The 17608-nt window shown below is 67.3% G+C and carries 12 protein-coding genes; 6 read left to right on the forward strand and 6 right to left on the reverse strand.

What is annotated here, in order from left to right; all coding sequences use genetic code 11:
* The first annotated feature begins 7 nt into the window (after positions 1-7).
* Positions 8-595, forward strand: coding sequence for a cysteine dioxygenase family protein (locus AC5QAH_RS18380; protein WP_019337395.1), 588 nt, complete (start codon positions 8-10; stop codon positions 593-595).
* A gap of 34 nt (positions 596-629) precedes the next feature.
* On the opposite strand, the gene AC5QAH_RS18385 is transcribed toward AC5QAH_RS18380, so the two are convergent.
* Entirely contained in the window at positions 630-4433 is a 3804-nt protein-coding gene (locus tag AC5QAH_RS18385; protein ID WP_019337396.1) for a LamG-like jellyroll fold domain-containing protein, read from the reverse strand.
* Between the two features lie 138 nt (positions 4434-4571).
* Positions 4572-7322: a TonB-dependent receptor gene (locus AC5QAH_RS18390; RefSeq protein WP_029550752.1), complete on the reverse strand. Its 2751-nt coding sequence runs from the start codon at positions 7320-7322 to the stop codon at positions 4572-4574.
* Positions 7323-7607: 285 nt separating this feature from the next.
* Here AC5QAH_RS18390 and AC5QAH_RS18395 point away from each other — a divergent pair, with 285 nt between their 5' ends.
* The 4 genes from AC5QAH_RS18395 to AC5QAH_RS18410 all read left to right on the forward strand — a co-directional run bounded on the left by AC5QAH_RS18395 (position 7608) and on the right by AC5QAH_RS18410 (position 10897).
* Entirely contained in the window at positions 7608-8627 is a 1020-nt protein-coding gene (locus tag AC5QAH_RS18395; protein ID WP_026346897.1) for a sugar kinase, read from the forward strand.
* Positions 8614-9252, forward strand: a complete 639-nt coding sequence (gene eda / locus AC5QAH_RS18400) for a bifunctional 4-hydroxy-2-oxoglutarate aldolase/2-dehydro-3-deoxy-phosphogluconate aldolase (protein ID WP_049412757.1) — start codon at positions 8614-8616, stop codon at positions 9250-9252. The genes AC5QAH_RS18395 and eda overlap by 14 nt, the downstream gene beginning before the upstream one ends.
* Before the next feature lie 96 nt (positions 9253-9348).
* Entirely contained in the window at positions 9349-10377 is a 1029-nt protein-coding gene (gene adhP / locus AC5QAH_RS18405) for an alcohol dehydrogenase AdhP (protein WP_010487377.1), read from the forward strand.
* 127 nt (positions 10378-10504) lie between these two features.
* Positions 10505-10897 carry a hypothetical protein gene (locus AC5QAH_RS18410; RefSeq protein WP_019338569.1) on the forward strand — a complete coding sequence of 131 codons (393 nt, stop codon included), beginning with the start codon at positions 10505-10507 and terminating at the stop codon, positions 10895-10897.
* Positions 10898-10972: 75 nt separating this feature from the next.
* Here the strand turns inward: AC5QAH_RS18410 and ligD are convergent, their stop codons facing one another.
* From ligD to AC5QAH_RS18425, 3 genes are all read right to left on the reverse strand, one after another.
* Positions 10973-13459, reverse strand: coding sequence for a DNA ligase D (ligD, locus tag AC5QAH_RS18415; RefSeq protein WP_049453888.1), 2487 nt, complete (start codon positions 13457-13459; stop codon positions 10973-10975).
* A 3-nt stretch (positions 13460-13462) separates the two neighbouring features.
* Positions 13463-14368: a non-homologous end joining protein Ku gene (ku, locus tag AC5QAH_RS18420; RefSeq protein WP_049453886.1), complete on the reverse strand. Its 906-nt coding sequence runs from the start codon at positions 14366-14368 to the stop codon at positions 13463-13465.
* A gap of 139 nt (positions 14369-14507) precedes the next feature.
* On the reverse strand, positions 14508-14906 hold the full coding sequence (locus AC5QAH_RS18425) for a hypothetical protein (RefSeq protein WP_049453885.1): 399 nt from the start codon (positions 14904-14906) through the stop codon (positions 14508-14510).
* Between the two features lie 144 nt (positions 14907-15050).
* On the opposite strand from AC5QAH_RS18425, the gene AC5QAH_RS18430 reads away from it, so the two are divergent.
* Positions 15051-15395: a hypothetical protein gene (locus tag AC5QAH_RS18430; protein WP_029380149.1), complete on the forward strand. Its 345-nt coding sequence runs from the start codon at positions 15051-15053 to the stop codon at positions 15393-15395.
* Positions 15396-15437: 42 nt separating this feature from the next.
* On the opposite strand, the gene AC5QAH_RS18435 is transcribed toward AC5QAH_RS18430, so the two are convergent.
* A complete protein-coding gene (locus tag AC5QAH_RS18435) occupies positions 15438-17528 on the reverse strand; it encodes a TonB-dependent receptor family protein (RefSeq protein ID WP_049453883.1) in 2091 nt (696 codons plus the stop codon).
* Between the last annotated feature and the right edge of the window lie 80 nt (positions 17529-17608).

The raw sequence follows: 17608 nt of genomic DNA on the forward strand, positions 1-17608 counted from the left end.
TCGGGGCATGGGAACGATGTCCTTGCCACCGTCATTCACCGGCCGGGAGCGGCTGTTCGCTGCGATCGATGCCGCGGTGATGCTGGGCACGCCGGAGGCCATCACCGGTGCGCTGCAGCAGGTGCTGCGCGAGGCCATCGTCGATCCGTCCATCCAGCTGCCCCCCTGCGTGCGGCGCCCGGTCGAAGGGCATTACGCACGCCGTGAACTGCACCGCAGCCCGACCTTGGGCTACAGCGTCATCGCCATGTGCTGGGGCCCGGGCCAGGGCACGCCGCTGCACGACCACGATGCGATGTGGTGCGTGGAAGGCGTCTGGCAGGGCGAACTCATCGTCACTCCCTATGCGCTGATTGAACAGGATGGCGAACGTCATCGCTTTGCCGCCCAGCCCACGCTGTACGGCCACCGCGGTAGTGCCGGCAGCCTGATTCCGCCGCACGAGTACCACACGCTGTGCAACGCCAGCGAAGCGGACGTGGCCGTGTCGCTGCATGTCTACGAGGGCGTGATGGAACGCAGCGCGGTGTTCGAGCCGTTGGATGATGGCTGGTACCAGCGCCGGATGAAACGGCTGGAGACCGAGGCGTCCTGACCCACGCCGGATCACGCCCGGCGTAATGCAGGCATCATCGCGGCACGCCGACCACGTTGTTGAGCCGGGTCACTTCCTCGCCACCGTCGGCCAGCGCCACGCGCACGCGCAGGCCGCTGCGGTCACCGGCCGGCAACGGCAGCCAGACCTGCACGGTCTTCGGCTGCAGGTCACTGGGTGCCCCCAGCGCCGGCACGTCCGTGCGGGCGATCTCGCGACCGCGCGCGTCTTCCAGCATTGCTACGGCCACGCCGGTGCCGACATGGCCCAGGCTGTGCACGGTCACCTGCAGCTGGCTGCCGTCGATGCGTACGTCGCCGCGACCCACGCCCAGGTCCGGCCGTGTTTCCACCGGTGTTCCCTCGGACACGCGTTCGAACTCGAACACCTCGGTACGCCCGGGACGGAACTGCAGCGCCACCGAAGCGCTGGTTTCCAGCTGTACGCGGCGTTCGGCGGGCGTGCCGTCGATGTGGCCATCGCCATCGGCATCCACGCCGCTGCGTATCCGCCAGGTCCCGCTGGCCACGTTCCAGCCGGTCATGTCGGCGCCGATGGTGCGCGTGCCCAGGTTGTAGCTGGTAACGGTGAAACGTTCACGCGACGGCGCATGCACCAGCAGGGCGACCTGTTCGGCCGCTCCATCGCGGTCGAAGCGCCAGCTGACGGTGTGGCCGGGCCAACTCTGGTTGCGCTTCAGCGCGATCCCACCCAGGCGTGCGCGCTGGAGGAATTCACTGGGCGCTTCCACGCGGTCGGACCACCAGTGGCCCTCGGTGTTCATGTACGCGCGCTGCACTTTCGCCTGCAGGCCGTCGGCATGCAGGGCGGCGATGTATGACCTGTCGCCGCTGGCCTGCCAGGCCATCAGGCTGGCGAAGCCGGTTTTTCCCGCGTCAGCCTCGGCGCGCAGCAGCGGATACCAGTCCTGTTGCCGGCCCAGTACGTCCACGACGTTCTCGCCCAGGTTGGCCAGTGCGCCCGGACCGCCACGGGCCACGCGGTAGTCCAGTGCCTGCAGGTACTTCGCATCGCCGCTCCAGCGCCACGCCGCCCAGAAGGTGTGCATCGTGTCGCCACTGCCGGAGCCGTTGTTCAACTCGCCGCCGCGGGTGGCACCGCTGGCCCAGTTGATCTCGTTGGGCAGGGTGAAGCGTCCCTTGTCGTCCTTGCCTGCGTGGGCCAGATAGCCATCGGCCAGGCCGATCACCAGCCCGCGGCCGGTGGGGTCGGCGTTGTACTGGCCCAGCAGGAACGCCGGGTGCAGCACCGGGAACGAATACGGCTTCTGCCACTGCCAGTTCGGTTCGCGGTAGACCTTGTTGCCACCGAACCAGTTGCTGGAGAACAGCAGGTGGCCCTGCGGGTTGCGCAGGATGATGCGCTCGTCGAAGGCCTTCACCGTTTCCATCAGGCGTTCCAGCGTCAGCGGATCGCCCCAGTTGAGGTAGAGCATGGCGCTGTTGGTGTTGATGCCTTCCTCATAGGAATGCAGCTCGTCGGTCTCGATGGTACTCAAGCCGTTGCTGAACATGCCGTTGCGGTACACCGCGTCGGACAGCGCGGTCAGCGAGGCGTTCAATCGATCCGGCTGCACGCCCATCAGGGCCAGCCCCGGCCACTGCTGGGTCAGGTCGGAATCGTCCGAAATGCCACCACCGAAGTCACCGTAGGCCCCCTGCCGTTCGTCGATCCACCAGTCGACGAACTGCCGCACCTGCGCCAGGTCCTGCACCTGGTTGAATGCCCACGCCGGCACGCCCCTGGGCACGGCAGGCGCCGTGTAGGGCGGGCGGCCCTGGCTGTTGTAGCTGATGTAGTTCCAGTACAGGCGGCCGAGTTCATGGTCCGGGTCCACCCGCAGCAGGTCGCTCAGGTCCGCGTACACGCGCGCGTACAGGCGCTGGCGCTTGGACGTGGTGTGCTCTTCCACCAGGAAGCCCCAGTTGTCGCGGACTTGGTTGAAGCGGTCGGCCACGTGCTCCTTCAGCGCGTCGGCACGCGGCTTGAACACCAGCCGGACCTGCGCACCGTCGAGGGCATCGGCATCGAAGCCTGGTGCGGCCGAGGCGATGCTCAGCCACAGGCTGTCCGGGGTGAGGATGCGATCGCGCAGGTCCAGCCACAGCGTGCGCGCCTGCCGTGGCGGCACCGACACCGATACATCGATCATGTCGCGCGCCGGCCAGATCGGATCCTTGATGCGGATGTTCAGCGGGATCAGTCCATCGTGGGTGGGCGGCAGGTCCAGCGCGGGAAGGTCGATGGCCACGCCGTCCAGGCCGTCGTGCATGTTCTCCCAGCTGTAGGCCCAGCTGCGGATCAGCGGCTGGTTGGCCGGCGCGTCACCCACCCCGGAAGGAATCAGCACGTGCACGATCGGCTGCGGATGTGCGGGCAGGGTGCCGGCATCCCGGCGGCGGGAACCGGCGCCCTTCGGCAGCGCCATCACCGTGCTGCGTTCGGCGGCCGGGAAACGTCCGTCGATGTAGCGGCGCAATGCGTCCAGGTTGGTGTAGTCGGGCAGCGCCCGGCTGTCGATGATGTAGGTCTGCTTCACCGTGCCTTCCGGCTCGGTGCCCTTGCTCACGTGGTAGGCCCAGATTTCCTGGATCGGTGTTTCCTGCTCGACGTTGCTGAAACGCAGCACGCCGCCGCGCTGCGCGGCAATGTCGTCGACGCTGCGCACCACGCCGCGCGGGCGCGTGACCAGCACGTCGGTGGCATGTTCGGCGTCGGGCCCGTGGGAAAGGGTGCCGAAGGCCGCACCACGGATCTCCACCCGGTTCACCGTTTCGGTGGCCGGCAGGGTCAGGTCCAGGTGCTGGCCGCCTTCCACATAGGTGTTCCAGTCCGGAAGCTGGAAGTAGTCATTGCGGCCGGGCAGGCGCGAGCGGTTGTACACGCCCGGCCAGGTGGTTTCGGCGATGCCATCGGTGGCCTTCCACATCCACGCCTTCAGGTCGCGGGTGTCGGCGAATTCGATCTTGCGGATGCGGGTGCCGGCCGACGCCAGCGCAGGCGGTGCCGCGCCTTCCCACCCGAAGCGATGGCGCCACGCGCGCTCGTCGCTGGCCGGCGCCACCGCGCTGGCCGGCGCCTTGCCGCCTGCCAGTGCCTGCACGGCGGGGGCGTCGAGCATGCGGTCGTACACCCGGATGTGCTGGAAGTCGCTGCCACGCAGGAAGTTGTAGCGGCTCTGCACCTGGTAGGGCGCCATCACCCGCCCGGCCAGGCCGAGCTGGTCCAGCGCCGCATCGTAATCGCCTGTGGCTTGTGCACGCGCCACTTCGCGGCCATCGATGAACAGGCGCACGCCGTGGTCCTCATCCCAGGCGAAGGCCAGGTGCAACCACTGGTCGGGACGCGGCAGTGCATCCATGCGGAACGACACGCGTGTGCGTGCCAAGTTGGCATCGGTGACGAAGGCATCGAAGCCGTGCCCGTTCCAGTCGATGCGCAGCCAGGCCATGTCCCAGCTGCTGTGGTCGGCGTAGCCGACGCGGAAGATCACGAACGGCGCTTCACCCACCGCATAGCGTGAACGCCAGTCGAAGGCCAGCGTGCCGCGCTGGGCCAGGATGTTGCCCGGCGCGTCCCAGGCAAGCACGCCGTCGTCTTCCCATTGGATGGCCTTGCCATGCTCGCCGTCGTCGACCACCGCGACCTTGTCGCGAAAGTTCGCTACGGCCTCACCGTGAGCGGTCACGGCCTGCAGGCCGTGATTGGCATCCACATCGAAGAGCAGGGTGGGGACATCGGCGGCGGCCGTCGCGGGGCCTGCAGCCAGGGCCACTGCCAGCAGCAGGCAGCGGGACACGGTCGTGCGGTGCGGCATGGAGACATTTCCTTTCAACGGGCGACGGCCGGCGGCGGGCCGCCGGACCGTAGCAAGGCCACGCCGCAGCGGCACCTTGCGGCGCAGCAGCGGTCATGGCGAACCGCGGCGCGTATCGGTACGCGCCGCCGGCGTTGCTCAGAACTTGTAGCGCACGCCCAGCAGGAACTGGCGGCCGGTTTCGGTGTACTGGAGTGGCAGGCGGCCGGTGGCGGGCGAGTACACCCATTCATCCGAGGCTTCGTTGGTCAGGTTGATGCCTTCCAGGCTCAGTTCCAGCTGGTCGCTGATCTTGTAGCGGATGGACGCATCAATGACCGTGGTGCCGGTCATGCCGTGGTAGCCGTCCAGGTTGAAGCCGGTTTCCTGACCGGGCACCTGGGTGAGGTAGTCATCGCGGTTGGTGGCGGAGACGCGGCCAGCGAAGGTCTCGCCTTCGTAGAACAGCGTTGCGTTCCATGACGATTTGGACAGGCCCAGCAGATCGTTCTTCATCACCGGCTGGCCAGCCGAGTTGATGTACTGGATCTTCGATTCGACCCAGGTGTAGTTCAGCTGCACGCCCAGGTTCGACCACTTGCCCGGCAGGAAAGTGAAGGGCTGGGTGTAGTTCGCCTCGGCGCCGTACAGCTCACCGCCGGGGGTATTGACTGGCCGGGTGAAGGTGAAGTCGTCGGTGGGCGAGGCGCCGGTACCGGTCAGCAGTTCGGCAGGCAGGCCGCTGTCGGTGTACGGGCGGTTCTCGCGCAGGGTCTGGACCGAGGTCTCGATGTCCTTGTAGAACAGGCCCAGGCCCGCCATCGCGCCTTCGGCGAAGTACCACTCGAAGCCCAGGTCGACATTGGTGGCGCGCGTCGGGTCCAGGTTGGGATTGCCGCTGGAGATGGTGCGCGCACCACCGGCCACGGCCACGGTTGCACCTGGCGTCAGGCTGCCCAGGCCCGGGCGGGTCATGACCTTGGCCGCACCCAGGCGGATCAGGAAATCGGGCGTGACCTCGGCCACCAGGTTGAACGAGGGCAGGGTGTCATCGTAGGTGCGGGTGGCGGTGGTGGAGGTGGTACCACTGGCCAGCGTCGACAGCCCGGTGGAGGTCTGCCTGGTGCGCACGTAGCGCACGCCGAAGTTGCCCGACAGCGGCAGCGAGCCGATTTCGGTGCTGAACTCGCCCATCAGGTAGGCACCACGGTCCTTCTCTTCCACGCTGCGCACGTTGTTGGCGCGCGGCGCGACGGCATAGATGCCGCTGTTGCTGTAGATGTCGAACTGGTCGGCGATTGCATCCAGGTTCGGCACCACCCAGTTGGACGGATTGCCATTGATGCCCTTCAGGCCGGCCTGGTTGATCATGTCCACGGGCACGATCCTGCTGCCGCTGGCGAAGGTCGGCACGGCCAGTTCGCTGGCACGGCGCAGTTCGGTGGTCTTGAACGTGTAGTCCTTGGCAAGCACGCCGCCCTTCAGGCGGAAGCCGGGGCTGATGTTCCAGTTGAAGTCGATCTGGCCGGTATCGAAGTCGTTGTCCACGTACTGCGGGCGCAGGCGGATTTCCGCCAGTTCCCAACCGTTGGGGTCGGTCGGGTCGATGCCGTAGTTGAGGATCGGGAAGCGGCTGTTGCCACGGTAGTCGTAGCTGTAGCCCTTGACGTCGTACTTGTCCATGATGACGGTGGTCTGCACTGGATTCTCGTGCCTGGAGCGCGAGATGCCCAGCTTGCCGGACACGGTGAAGTCGTCGCCGAAACGGTGCTGGCCGTTCAGGCTGATCTGCTTGAACTCGGTGCTCCACTCGTCGTGGCGGTTCTCGGTACGGATGTCGACGTTGTCGAATTCACCGTACAGCAGCGCGCCGTTGCGGATCTCGCCGTTCCTGACGATGGTGCTCGGCTTGCCGACCAGGCGCGGGGTGCTGCTGCTGCCACGGCTGAAGGAAATCGCTTCGATGTACTGCTCGTCGCGGGTGGCATCGATCTTCGAGTACAGCATGTCCAGCGATACTTCACTGGCATCGCTGGGCTTCCACTGCAGCGAGCCGGTCACGCCCAGGCGCTTCTGCTCGTGTTCCATCTGCACGTAGCGCGGGAAGCGCGGGTGGAATACATCAGCGGCGCGTGCGGCGGCGAACGGCGATGACGCAGCGAAGTTGCCATTGCTCGGGCCGTTGGCCCAGCGGCCGGTGTTGGAGCCTTCCTCCAGTGCCTGGCGCTCGGAGTAGGCCACCGACAGGAGGGCGCCGAAGGTACCATCGGCGAAGGTGTTGGAGACCAGCGCGGCCAGCCGCGGGTCGGCCTTTTCGGCCATCTGGTTGTAGCCGGCCTGGCCGCTTGCGGCGAAGGTGAAGCCGTCGTAGTCGAACGGGCGCGCGGTGCGCAGGTCGACAGTGGCACCCAGCGAGCCTTCCTCGACGTCGGCCGAGGCGGTCTTGCGCACCACCAGCTGCGAGAACAGGTCCGAGGCAAACACGTTGAAGTCGAAACCGCGGCCGCGGTTGGTACCACCGCTCTGGTCACCGGCGCCGACGGTGGTCAGCGCTTCCATCCCATTGATGCGCACGCGGGTGAAATCCGGGCCCAGGCCGCGCACCGAGATGTTGCGGCCTTCGCCGGCTTCGCGTGTGATCACCACGCCCGGAATGCGCTGCAGCGATTCAGCCAGATTGAGGTCGGGAAACTTGCCGATGTCTTCGGCGACGATGGCATCGACCACGCCGGCCTCGCCGCGCTTGATGTCCAGCGCCTTTTCGACACTGGCGCGATAGCCTGTGACGTTCACCGTGTCCAGGTCGGTAGCGGTCTGCTGCTGGGCGGCCGCGCTGGTGGACAGGGCGAGTCCCACCCCCAGGGCCAGCAAGGTAACCGGTGTCTTTTTTCCATGGATCCGAGATTGCATGCCTTTCCCCTCTCCCAAAGGTCTGGTATCGCAGCTGCGCGGCGAAATGACACCGCTAGTCAAAACCGACGTTAGCAGCACCACCGGGATCGGGCATCTTGCACCGCAACAGATTTGCAATGTCTCCAAGACGCTTGCAGGACAAAGGTTTCGACATATAGCCCAAGCGCTCTCAAGGCGTCTTCGGTCTAGAATGACACCGCTAGCCAATCGCCACGCCCCTCGCGTGGTCCACTTACACGCCATGCAGTGTCCCATGCTGGTGGCACGCGTGAAGGAGCTGAGATGGGTCGTATCGTGTGTTTTGGAGAGTTGTTGCTGCGCCTGGGTGCCCCCGGCAACGAACTGCTGCTGCAGTCGCCGCAACTCCAGGTCCATGTGGGAGGGGCCGAAGCCAACGTGGGTGTCTCGCTGTCCCGGCTTGGACATCAGGTGGCCATGGTCAGCACCGTGGCCGGCAATGCGCTGGGGGCGCATGTACTGGGTGAACTGCGGCGGCACGGCGTGGATACGCGCGGTGTGCGCGAGGACGCCGAGGGCCGCATGGGCCTGTACTTCCTCACCACCGGCGCGGTACAGCGCGCGAGCGAAGTGGTCTACGACCGCGCGGATTCGGCGTTCGCGCGCAGCACTGCAGCCGACTACGACTGGCCAGCGCTGCTGCAGGACGCGCAGTGGCTGCACGTCTCCGGGGTCAGCCCGGCGTTGGGCCCGCACGTGGCGGCGGCCACGCTGGCGGCGGCGCGCGCGGCAAGACAGGCCGGTGTCCGCGTCTCCTTCGACGGCAATTTCCGGCCCCGCCTCTGGCAGCGCTGGGGAGGCGATGCGCAGGCGGTATTGCGCGAACTGTTCGCGCAGGCCGACATCGTGTTCGCCGACTACCGCGACATGGAGGTCGTACTGGGCACCCGCTTCACCCAGCCGGACCTGATGGAGCGGATCGACGCGGCCGCTGCCGCCGCGTTCGGTGCCTTTCCGCAACTGCAGTGGATGGCCTGCACGCAGCGGCAGGTGCTGAGCGTGGACCACCATGTGCTGGGCGCTGTGTTGCTGGGTTGCGACGGAACCCGCGCACAGGCCCCACTGCGTCATCTGCAGGGCATCGTCGACCGCATCGGTGGCGGTGATGCCTTCGCGGCCGGCATCCTGCATGGCATCCTGTCCGGCCTTGATGCCGACGCCACCGTGCGGTTCGGCCTGGCCGCCGGGGCGCTGAAGCACTCCATCCCCGGCGATTTCAATCCTGTCAGCGAAGCTGACGTGCTGGCCCTGATGGGCGAGGAGCGATTCGATGTCCGCCGCTGATCCGCGCGTACGCGCGGTCCTGAAACTGGCACCGGTGATTCCGGTGTACACCCCCGAAGACGTGAATGACGCGGTCGAAGTGGCCCAGGCCCTGTTCCGCGGCGGCCTGCCGGTGATCGAAGTGACCCTGCGCACGCCGCAGGCGCTGGACGCGATCACGGCCATGGTCGAGGCCGTACCGGACGCGGTGATCGGTGCCGGCACCGTGCTTACCCCGGCGCAGATGCAGGCGGCGAAGCAGGCCGGAGCGCGTTTCGCGGTGTCCCCCGGCGCCACGCCGGCACTGTACGCGGCCGCGCGCGATGCCGACCTGCCGTACCTGCCCGGTGCCGCCACCGCCTCGGACCTCATCCTGGGCCTGGAGCACGGCCACGACACCTTCAAGTTCTTCCCGGCGGTGCAGGCCGGTGGCGCCGCACTGCTGGCGGCCTGGCACGGCCCGTTCGCCGATGTACGCTTCTGCCCGACCGGTGGCATCAGCGCGCAGACCGCGCCGCAGTTCCTGCACCTGCCCAACGTGCTGTGCGTGGGCGGCTCGTGGCTGACCACGCCGGCACTGCTGCAGACCCGTGACTGGGACGCCATCGAGCGCCTCGCCCGCGAGGCGTCGGTGCTGGCCAGCTGAACCTGCTGCACGAATCGTCAAAGGTTTGATCGTGATCAAAGCGCCGGCCTCGAGCCGGCGTCATTCTGTGGGCAAGCGCACTACGGAGATCCGAACATGAATTCGACCATGAAGGCCGCTGTAGTGCGTGAGTTCGGCAAGCCACTGGTGATCGAGGAAGTCTCGGTACCACGCCCGGGGGCGGGCGAAGTACTGGTCAAGATCGAGGCCTGTGGCGTCTGCCACACCGACCTGCACGCCGCCGAGGGCGACTGGCCGGTGAAACCGAACCCGCCATTCATCCCCGGTCACGAGGGCGTGGGGCACATCGTGGCCGTGGGAGGCGGGGTAGGGCACGTCAAGGAAGGCGACAGGGTCGGCATCCCCTGGTTGTACTCGGCGTGTGGCCATTGCGAACACTGCCTGGGCGGCTGGGAAACGCTGTGCGAGACGCAGCGCAACACCGGCTACTCGGTCAACGGCGGCTTCGCCGAGTACGCACTGGCCGATGCCAACTATGTCGGCCTGCTTCCGAAGGACGTGGGCTTTGTCGAGATCGCGCCGGTGCTGTGCGCCGGCGTGACCGTCTACAAGGGCCTGAAGGTGACCGACACCAAGCCAGGGGACTGGGTGGTGATTTCCGGCATCGGCGGCCTGGGCCACATGGCCGTGCAGTACGCCCGCGCAATGGGCCTGAACGTGGCGGCGGTGGACGTGGACGACAACAAGCTGGCGTTGGCCCGGCAGCTCGGCGCGCAGATCACCGTCAACGCGCGCACCACCGACCCCGCTGCCTTCCTGAAGAAGGAAATCGGCGGCGCGCACGGCGCCCTGGTCACGGCGGTGTCGCCGAAAGCGTTCGAGCAGGCGCTGGGCATGGTCCGCCGTGGCGGTACCGTTTCGCTCAACGGTCTGCCGCCGGGCAACTTCCCGCTGGACATCTTCGGCATGGTGCTCAACGGCATCACCGTGCGCGGCTCGATCGTCGGCACCCGGCTGGACCTGCAGGAGTCGTTGCAGTTCGCTGCCGAAGGCAAGGTTGCCGCCACGGTCAGCACCGATCGCCTGGAAAACATCAACGAGGTGTTCGCGCGCATGCACGCGGGCACCATCGAAGGCCGCGTGGTGCTCGACTTCGCCGCCTGACCGCCTGTGCATGGCCGCCGTCGCTCCGTCCCCCTCTCCCACGGACGCGGCGGCCATGCCGATCCATCGGTAGTACCGGCCGCAGGCCAGCAACCCCAGGCACTTCGCGCAGCCTTACAATGCGCGCATGCCCGCCCTGCTCAAGACCCTGTTCCTGTCCTTCGTCGCCCTGATCGGCGGCGTGCTGTCGCTTGCGCTGGTCAGCAGCGTCGCCAGCTGGCTGCCCCCGCTGGTGGGCATGTCGCCGGACAACAACAGCGTGCAGCTGGGGTGGGACCTGGCCTTCAGCGTGCTCGGTGGCGTCGCCGGCATTTCCTTCGCCACCTACTACGCGCCCTGCTGGCCGCGTTCGCATGGTTTTTCCATCTGGTCACTGATCGCGCTGGGCTGCGGCTACGCGGTGTGGGCCGCAGGCGCTGATTTCCCGCTCTGGTTCGTCATTTCGCTGCTGGCATCGCTGCCGTTGCAGCTGCTGGCCGGCTGGTGGTTCGGCCGCCGCGCGTCGCGCGACGCAAGGTAACGCCGCCCCTGTAGAGCCGAGCCCATGCTCGGCTGCCTGTGTCGATGTGCATGCAAGCCGAGCATGGGCTCGGCTCTACAGGTCCATGCGCGGCAGCGTCTGCTTCAACCGCGCGATGCCCTGCCATGGGTCACCCTTCAGCCGCTTCGCGCGCGCCAGTGCCTTGGCCATCGGAAACGCGTCGGCCGCACTGACGCGTGCAAGCTCTTCCCAGCGCAGCGGCACCGCCACGCCGGCACTGTCGCGCGCGCGCAGCGACCACGAGCACACGCTGGTAGCACCCCTTGTGTTGCGCAGCCAGTCGATGAAGATCACCCCGCCGCGCTTGGCCTTGCTCATCGTCGCCACATAGCGATCAGGCTGCTCCAGCGCCATTGCCTGCGCGAACGCCTCGCAGAACGCCTTCGCCTCGTCCCAGCCTGCCTTGGGCTGCAGCGGCACCACCACGTGCACGCCCTTGCCACCGGACAGGCGTACGAAGCTCTTCAGGCCCACCTGCTGCAGGCGGTCGCGCACATCGCGTGCACCGGCTTTCACCTGTGCCCAGCTGACACCTTCGCCGGGGTCGAGATCGAACACCAGACGATCCGGATGTTCGGGATCGGCCACGGTCGCGCCCCAGGGATGCAGCTCCAGGGTGTTCATCTGCACCAGCTGCAGCAGGCCGCGCGTGTCGTCGATGTAGACGTAATCCTCGCGGCCGCTCTTCTGCTGCAGGGGCACCGCATGTACCGCATCGCCCAGGCCGGGACCATGGTGCTTCTGGAAGAAGCAAGCCTTGCCTACGCCGTCCGGGCAGCGCAGCAGTGACAGTGGACGTCCGGCGATTTCGGGCAGGATCCAGCGCGCCATGCGCTGATAGTAGTCGGCCACGTCGCCCTTGCGCAGTTTCTGCTTTGGAAACACCACCCGCTCCGGATGAGTGATCTGGACCTCACCTCCGGCTTCGGCATCTGCGGTGCTCATTCCCAGGTCCTCCTTCTGCTTGTCGCTGCGCAGCCGCTTGAAACTGGCCTGGCGCAGCAGGCCTTCCTTGCCCCAGCCACGGAACGCCACCTCCGCCACCGCCACTGGTGTCACCCAGCGTACGCTGGCAGCGCGAAACGGCACATGCACCGGCAGCTGCAGCACGGGCGTCTTCACTGCCAACGGCCGCAGTGCCTTGAGCAGCGCGCGCAGGCTTTCATCGTCGAAGCCGGTGCCAACGCGGCCGACATAGCGCAGGCCGGCCTTGTCCGGCGTGGCCAGAAGCAGCGAACCGAATCCCACCCGGGAACCCTTGGGTGCCGTGTAGCCGACAATCACGAACTCGTCGGTGTCTTCGTGCTTCACCTTCACCCAGCTGCGCGCGCGGGTATTCACGTACGGCGCATCCACCTGCTTGCTGACGATGCCTTCAAAGCCGGCCTCGCCGCTGGCATCGAATACCTGCGGCCCATGGTTGATCACGTGTTCGCTGAAGGCCAGGGTGCCGGGCGCTGGCCCGATGAGGTCCTTCAGCAGCGCCTTGCGCTCCACCAGCGGTGCACGACTGATGTCCACGCCGGCCACACCCGGAAGATCGAACACGATGTAGCGCAGTGGTTGTTTCGAACTGCCGTCGATCACGCGCTGCAACGCTGCGAAGTCACTGCGTCCTTTCTTGTCCAGCACCACCAGCTCACCGTCCAGTCGCGCATCACGCACCGGCAGCGCCCGCACGGCCTGCACGACCTCGGGAAAATCGGCCGTCCAGTCCAGGCCGTTGCGCGAGCGGAGTTTCACCTCGCCATCGTGCAGGTCGGCCAGCAGCCGATAGCCATCCCACTTGATCTCATGCAGCCAGCGCTCGCCGTCCGGGGCACTGTCGCGATGATCGGTCAACTGCGGTTTGAACCCGCGGGGATAGGGCGTATCACGTGCGCCGTGCAGCTGCAGTGCGCATGCATGCCAGCGCGCATCGGCCTTGCGTGTGGTCGTCCGTGCGGCGGGGACCGAGCGCACCGCCTTCCCTGCGGAACGCTTCTTCGCCGCAGGTGCTCGTTTCGGCATCGGTGCCGTCAGCAGGTCATCCGCCTCGGCGTCGCGCGCTTCACCATCGTCGCGCTTGATCAGCAGCCATTGCACCTGGCGTCCTTTCATCGCGGTGCGCACCAGCTTCCAGCCACCGGCCAGGCGTTGCCCATGCAGCACGAAGTCGATCTTTCCTGCCGCCAGTGCCTGCAGAGGATCACCTTCGCAGGCCCAGGTACCCTGATCAAACACCTCGACGTGGCCCGCGCCGTAGTGGCCTTCGGGAATGTCTCCCTCGAAGGTGGCGTAGGACAGCGGGTGATCTTCCACTTCCACGGCCAACCGCTTCTCACCGACGCGAAGCGAAGGACCTTTCGGCACCGCCCAGCTCTTCAGCACGCCGTCCATCTCAAGGCGGAAGTCGTAGTGGCGCGAGCTGGCATGGTGCAGCTGGATGACGAAGGTCGGCCGCCGCCTCGGATCACCGCGGACGCGCGTGTCGTCAGGCTCCGGTGTCTGCCCGGCGCCACCGCCAAGTCGGCGTTTGCGCCGGTACTGGTGCAGCGGCATGGTTCAACCTACCTTGCGCCGGGTGGTTTTCTTCACGGCCTTTTTGGCGGTCTTCTTCGCAGCCTTCTTCGCCGGTGCCTTCCGCGTCGCCGTCTTCTTCGCCGGCGTGCGCGTGTTCGCATCCAGGCTCTTCTGCAGCAGCGCCATGAAATCGACCACGTTGGTACTGGCGTCCTCGCGCGGTGCCGGCTCATCGTCCACCCGCGTGGTGCCGCCCCTGGACTTGATGCGCTTGTTCAGCACCTGCTGGAGGCGCTCGCGGAACTCATCGTGGTACTGCGACGGGTCCCAATCACCGGACATCGACTCGATCAACTGCTCGGCCATCGCCGTTTCCTTGCTGGTGATGCGGTAGTCGGCGAGCTTCCCGGTGGGCAGCTTGTAGTCCTCGGGATCCACCAGTTCCTGCGGATAGCGCAGGATCATCAGCACCAGCGCGTCCTCATGCGGCATCACCGCACACAGGTATTCCCGTGTGCGCACCACTACCCGTGCGATGCCCACCTTGCCGGTACTGCGCAATGTCTCGCGCAGCAGCACGTAGCCCTTTTCGGCCTTCTTGCCGGGTACCAGCAGATAGGGTTTCTCGTAGTAGCGCGGGTCGATCTGCGCCGCATCCACGAACGATTCCACCTCCACCGCTTCGTGGCTTTCCGGCGCGGCCGACCGGATATCACCTTCCTCCAGCACGACGTAGCTGCCCTTGTCGTACTCGTAGGCTTTGACGATGTCCTTCCAGGGCACTTCCTCACCGGTGTCGGCGTTGACCCGTTCGAAACGGATCGGCTTGCGATCGCGGGAGTCGAGCATGCGGAACTGCAGATCGACCTTGCGTTCGCCGGACATCAGCGACACGGGCACATTGAGCAGGCCAAACGACAGCGTGCCGGTCCAGATCGGGCGGGCCATGGGCGTACCTTTGGCGGGGCAGGGTGCCCAGCGTGGGCCGGAGGGCGTAAACCAACCGTGTCCGTGCCGTGCACGTCAGGTGGCGCGACCACTTTGCTGTAGAGCCGAGCCCGCGCTCGGCTGCTTCAAGCGCCCGCCACTACTGCAGCAACGGCCTCACCGCCGCCGCCGGAATATGGTCCAGTGCGCGCCAGGCGTCCTCCACCACCGGCCGTGCCTGCGACCAGCTCAACCGCGACTGCCCGCGCATCTGCTCCCAGTGCTCGGCCAGTTCCTCGCAGGTATCGGCGGCATCAGCACGTGGCCAATCCGCGGCATGGGTGGTCAGCGCGAAGGCATACACCGGGCACAGATCACGCCAGTTGCGGTGGCTCTGGCCACGCCTCTCCTCGTAATCGCTGAGCATGTACTGCAGGTAATCCTGCGCCACCGCCTGCGGATCTTCCTGGCGGCGCGTGCGGCGCTGGGCGGTGCGCTGGCCAAGCGGATCGAGCAGGGCGTTGAACACGGACGGTGCGGGTCGTTCAAGACGGGGCATGGCCGGCTCCTGCAGCGGGGCGGGTGGGCAGGAATACGCGCGGTGCCGTTACCGGGGGGTGAGCGAGATGTTCATGACGCCAGGTTCGCAGTGGCTTTACCTGCAGGGCGGTGTAGTGGGAGCCCCGAGTGCAGGTACCAGACCATGAGCCGAGAGACCTCACGAGACCCGATGCGGGAAAACCACCCGCCCCTTCCCGGTGAACAGCGCGGCAAGCGCGATGCCGACAACGCCGACTACCGCGGCACCGGTGCGCCGTTCTTCGATGCCGAGCACGGTGACGACCATCTGCCGGTGAGACATGTGGCTGAACAGGCGGCCCAGGACCGCAAGGATGGCGGTGACCGCCATCGCGGTGGCCAAGAGAGCCCGCTCAAGCGCCGCGAGCGCAAGCAGCGCGCCAGCGACAACCAGGACGAGGCGCTGGAGGAAACCTTCCCCGCCAGCGACCCGACCTCGCCGTTCGTACCGGCCAAGGCCCCCGATTGACGGTAGCGCCGGGCCCTGCCCGGCGCGCGCAGCGGTCCCGCGCTAGCGCCACGACCACTGCACACCCACGCTGGCCCGCCGTCCCGGCCCGGGCTCGTAGTAGCGGCCATTGCCATCGTTGACGATCACCGAGCCGATGTAGGCCTGGTCCAGCACGTTCTCCAGCCGCGCGAAGGCACGCAGTTCACCGCCGGGCAGGGTCCAGCGGCGTCCGCCCTCCACGTGCAACAGGGCAAAGCCCGGCGCCCGTTCGGTGGCGACGTCGTTGACCACGGTATCGCTGCTGGCCGTGGCCTCCAGTGCCCATTGCCAGTCGGCGGGGCTCCACTGCAGGCGGGCGAACGCCTGCTGGCGCGGCACACCCGGCAAGCGACTGCCCGCCGCGACCACGTTGTTCGAGGTCAGGTAAGGCGAGCGCACCTGCGCCTGCAGCCAGGTCCAGGCCAACTGCAGTTCCAATTGCTCGGCCAGCGGCTGTCGGTACTGCAGTTCCACGCCCTGGCGGCGGGTGCGGCCAATGTTGCGATAGGTGCTGCGCCCTCCGGTGTTGCTGGCAACGGCCAGCTCATTGTCGGTATCTGCACGGAACAGGCTGATATCGAGCTGGATTCCGCCCTGCGCGTGCCACTTGCTGCCAATCTCCAGATTGCGGCTGCGGGCGGCCGCCAGATCCAGTGCCAATCCCGCCTGCCCGTCGGCGCGATAGCCCAGTTCGTTGAAGGTGGGGGTTTCGAAACCGCGGCCGACCGCAGCATGCAGCCGCCACTGCGGGCTGGCCTCAAAGCTGATCCCGGCCACCGGCGTGGTGGCCTGGTAGCGCCGGCGGCCACTGTCATCCGGGTTGCGGCCGATGATGTAGCGGTCGTCGGATTCGAAGCGCACGGTGCTGTGGCGCAGGCCAGCCAGCAATGACCAGCGTGGACTCCACTGCCACCACGCCTGCGCGAACTGATCGACGTTATGCACGGTGTCGATCTGGTCTCTGCGCAGGCGCCCCCGTACGCCCAGCGTGCTGCCGAGGAAGTTCTCGTAGCCGGTCCGATGCTGGCGCTGGCGGTCGGCGCTGAGCCCGGCCACCAGGTCCAGCGGTCGCCCGGCCAGATCGCCGTGCCAGCCCCAGCGCGCGTCCAGCCCGCCGTAGCCGGCGTCCAGATCGATCACGCCGCCGGCATGCAGCGGATTGGCCTGCGCCGTGGGCGGAATGGGCAGGAACTGGGTCACCGCGCGCTGCCCGGCATAGCCCATCAACTGCCAGCGCTGCGCTCCCGTTTCACGGGTCCAGCGCAGGCCGGCCTGCTGCTGGCGCACCGATTTGCGGGTGTTGTACGGGTGCGCCACCGCCGTGGCCTGGCGCGGATCAGCCGCCACCTGGGCACGGGTCAGGCCCAGCGGATCCTGTGCATCGGGGGCATCGAGCGCATTGAGCAACAGCTCCAGCCGCCCACCGCCCAGCGCACCACCGATGCGTGCGTTGAGCGATTCACGGCGCGCACGGCTGTGGTCCCGCCAGCCATCGGTGCGGAGGTGATTGGCGGCGATGTTGTAGTCCAGCAGTTGGCCGGCACCCTTCAGCTGCGCGCCGACACTGAGCGTGTTGTCGGCACCAGCGTTGAGCCGCAACCGCCACGGGTCGCCGGCCTGGCCCTGCGCGCTCCAGACCTGCAGCACGCCACCGGAGGAGTTGCCGTACAGCGCCGAGAACGGCCCGCGCAGCACGTCGATGCGCTCGGCGCCCAGCAGGCTGGCGTGTGACAGCTGGCCCTGGCCATCGGGCATGGTGGCCGGCACGCCGTCGATCAACACCCGCACCCCGCGCACACCGAAGGTCGAGCGCGCGCCGAAGCCACGGATCGACAGCTGCGTGTCCTGCGCGAAGTTCTGCCGGTCGCGCGCCAGCAGCCCCGGTACCCCGGCCAGCGCCTCGGACAGCTGCGCGCCGGTGCCAGCGCGGCTGGCATCGATCCAGACCGTGTCCTGGCTGGCCGGCAGCGCGAACGGGTCGATGCCCGGCACCCGTGCGGCCTGTACCTGCACCGCAGGCAGGGCGGTGGGCGCAGGCTCGGCCACCGCTGTCCAGGGCGACAGCAGCAGGGCAGACAGCGGAAGGCAACAGCGTCGTGCGGCGGGATTCATGATTCAGGTTGATGGATCGGGCGGCAACGCACGCCATGGTACGGGGCCGCGGATGACGATGGCGGCGGCCAGCCCCGGCA

It is taken from the genome of Stenotrophomonas sp. YJH_SMC_43, assembly GCF_059372535.1.

What these genes read in the sequence shown, in the direction of transcription:
- eda (WP_049412757.1), top strand. Translation starts at nt 8,614, where the DNA reads ATGTCCGCCGCTGATCCGCGCGTACGCGCGGTCCTGAAACTGGCACCG.
- adhP (WP_010487377.1), top strand. Translation starts at nt 9,349, where the DNA reads ATGAATTCGACCATGAAGGCCGCTGTAGTGCGTGAGTTCGGCAAGCCA.
- AC5QAH_RS18425 (WP_049453885.1), bottom strand. Translation starts at nt 14,906, where the DNA reads ATGCCCCGTCTTGAACGACCCGCACCGTCCGTGTTCAACGCCCTGCTC.
- AC5QAH_RS18395 (WP_026346897.1), top strand. Translation starts at nt 7,608, where the DNA reads ATGGGTCGTATCGTGTGTTTTGGAGAGTTGTTGCTGCGCCTGGGTGCC.
- ligD (WP_049453888.1), bottom strand. Translation starts at nt 13,459, where the DNA reads ATGCCGCTGCACCAGTACCGGCGCAAACGCCGACTTGGCGGTGGCGCC.
- AC5QAH_RS18385 (WP_019337396.1), bottom strand. Translation starts at nt 4,433, where the DNA reads ATGCCGCACCGCACGACCGTGTCCCGCTGCCTGCTGCTGGCAGTGGCC.
- ku (WP_049453886.1), bottom strand. Translation starts at nt 14,368, where the DNA reads ATGGCCCGCCCGATCTGGACCGGCACGCTGTCGTTTGGCCTGCTCAAT.
- AC5QAH_RS18430 (WP_029380149.1), top strand. Translation starts at nt 15,051, where the DNA reads ATGAGCCGAGAGACCTCACGAGACCCGATGCGGGAAAACCACCCGCCC.
- AC5QAH_RS18410 (WP_019338569.1), top strand. Translation starts at nt 10,505, where the DNA reads ATGCCCGCCCTGCTCAAGACCCTGTTCCTGTCCTTCGTCGCCCTGATC.
- AC5QAH_RS18380 (WP_019337395.1), top strand. Translation starts at nt 8, where the DNA reads ATGGGAACGATGTCCTTGCCACCGTCATTCACCGGCCGGGAGCGGCTG.
- AC5QAH_RS18435 (WP_049453883.1), bottom strand. Translation starts at nt 17,528, where the DNA reads ATGAATCCCGCCGCACGACGCTGTTGCCTTCCGCTGTCTGCCCTGCTG.
- AC5QAH_RS18390 (WP_029550752.1), bottom strand. Translation starts at nt 7,322, where the DNA reads ATGCAATCTCGGATCCATGGAAAAAAGACACCGGTTACCTTGCTGGCC.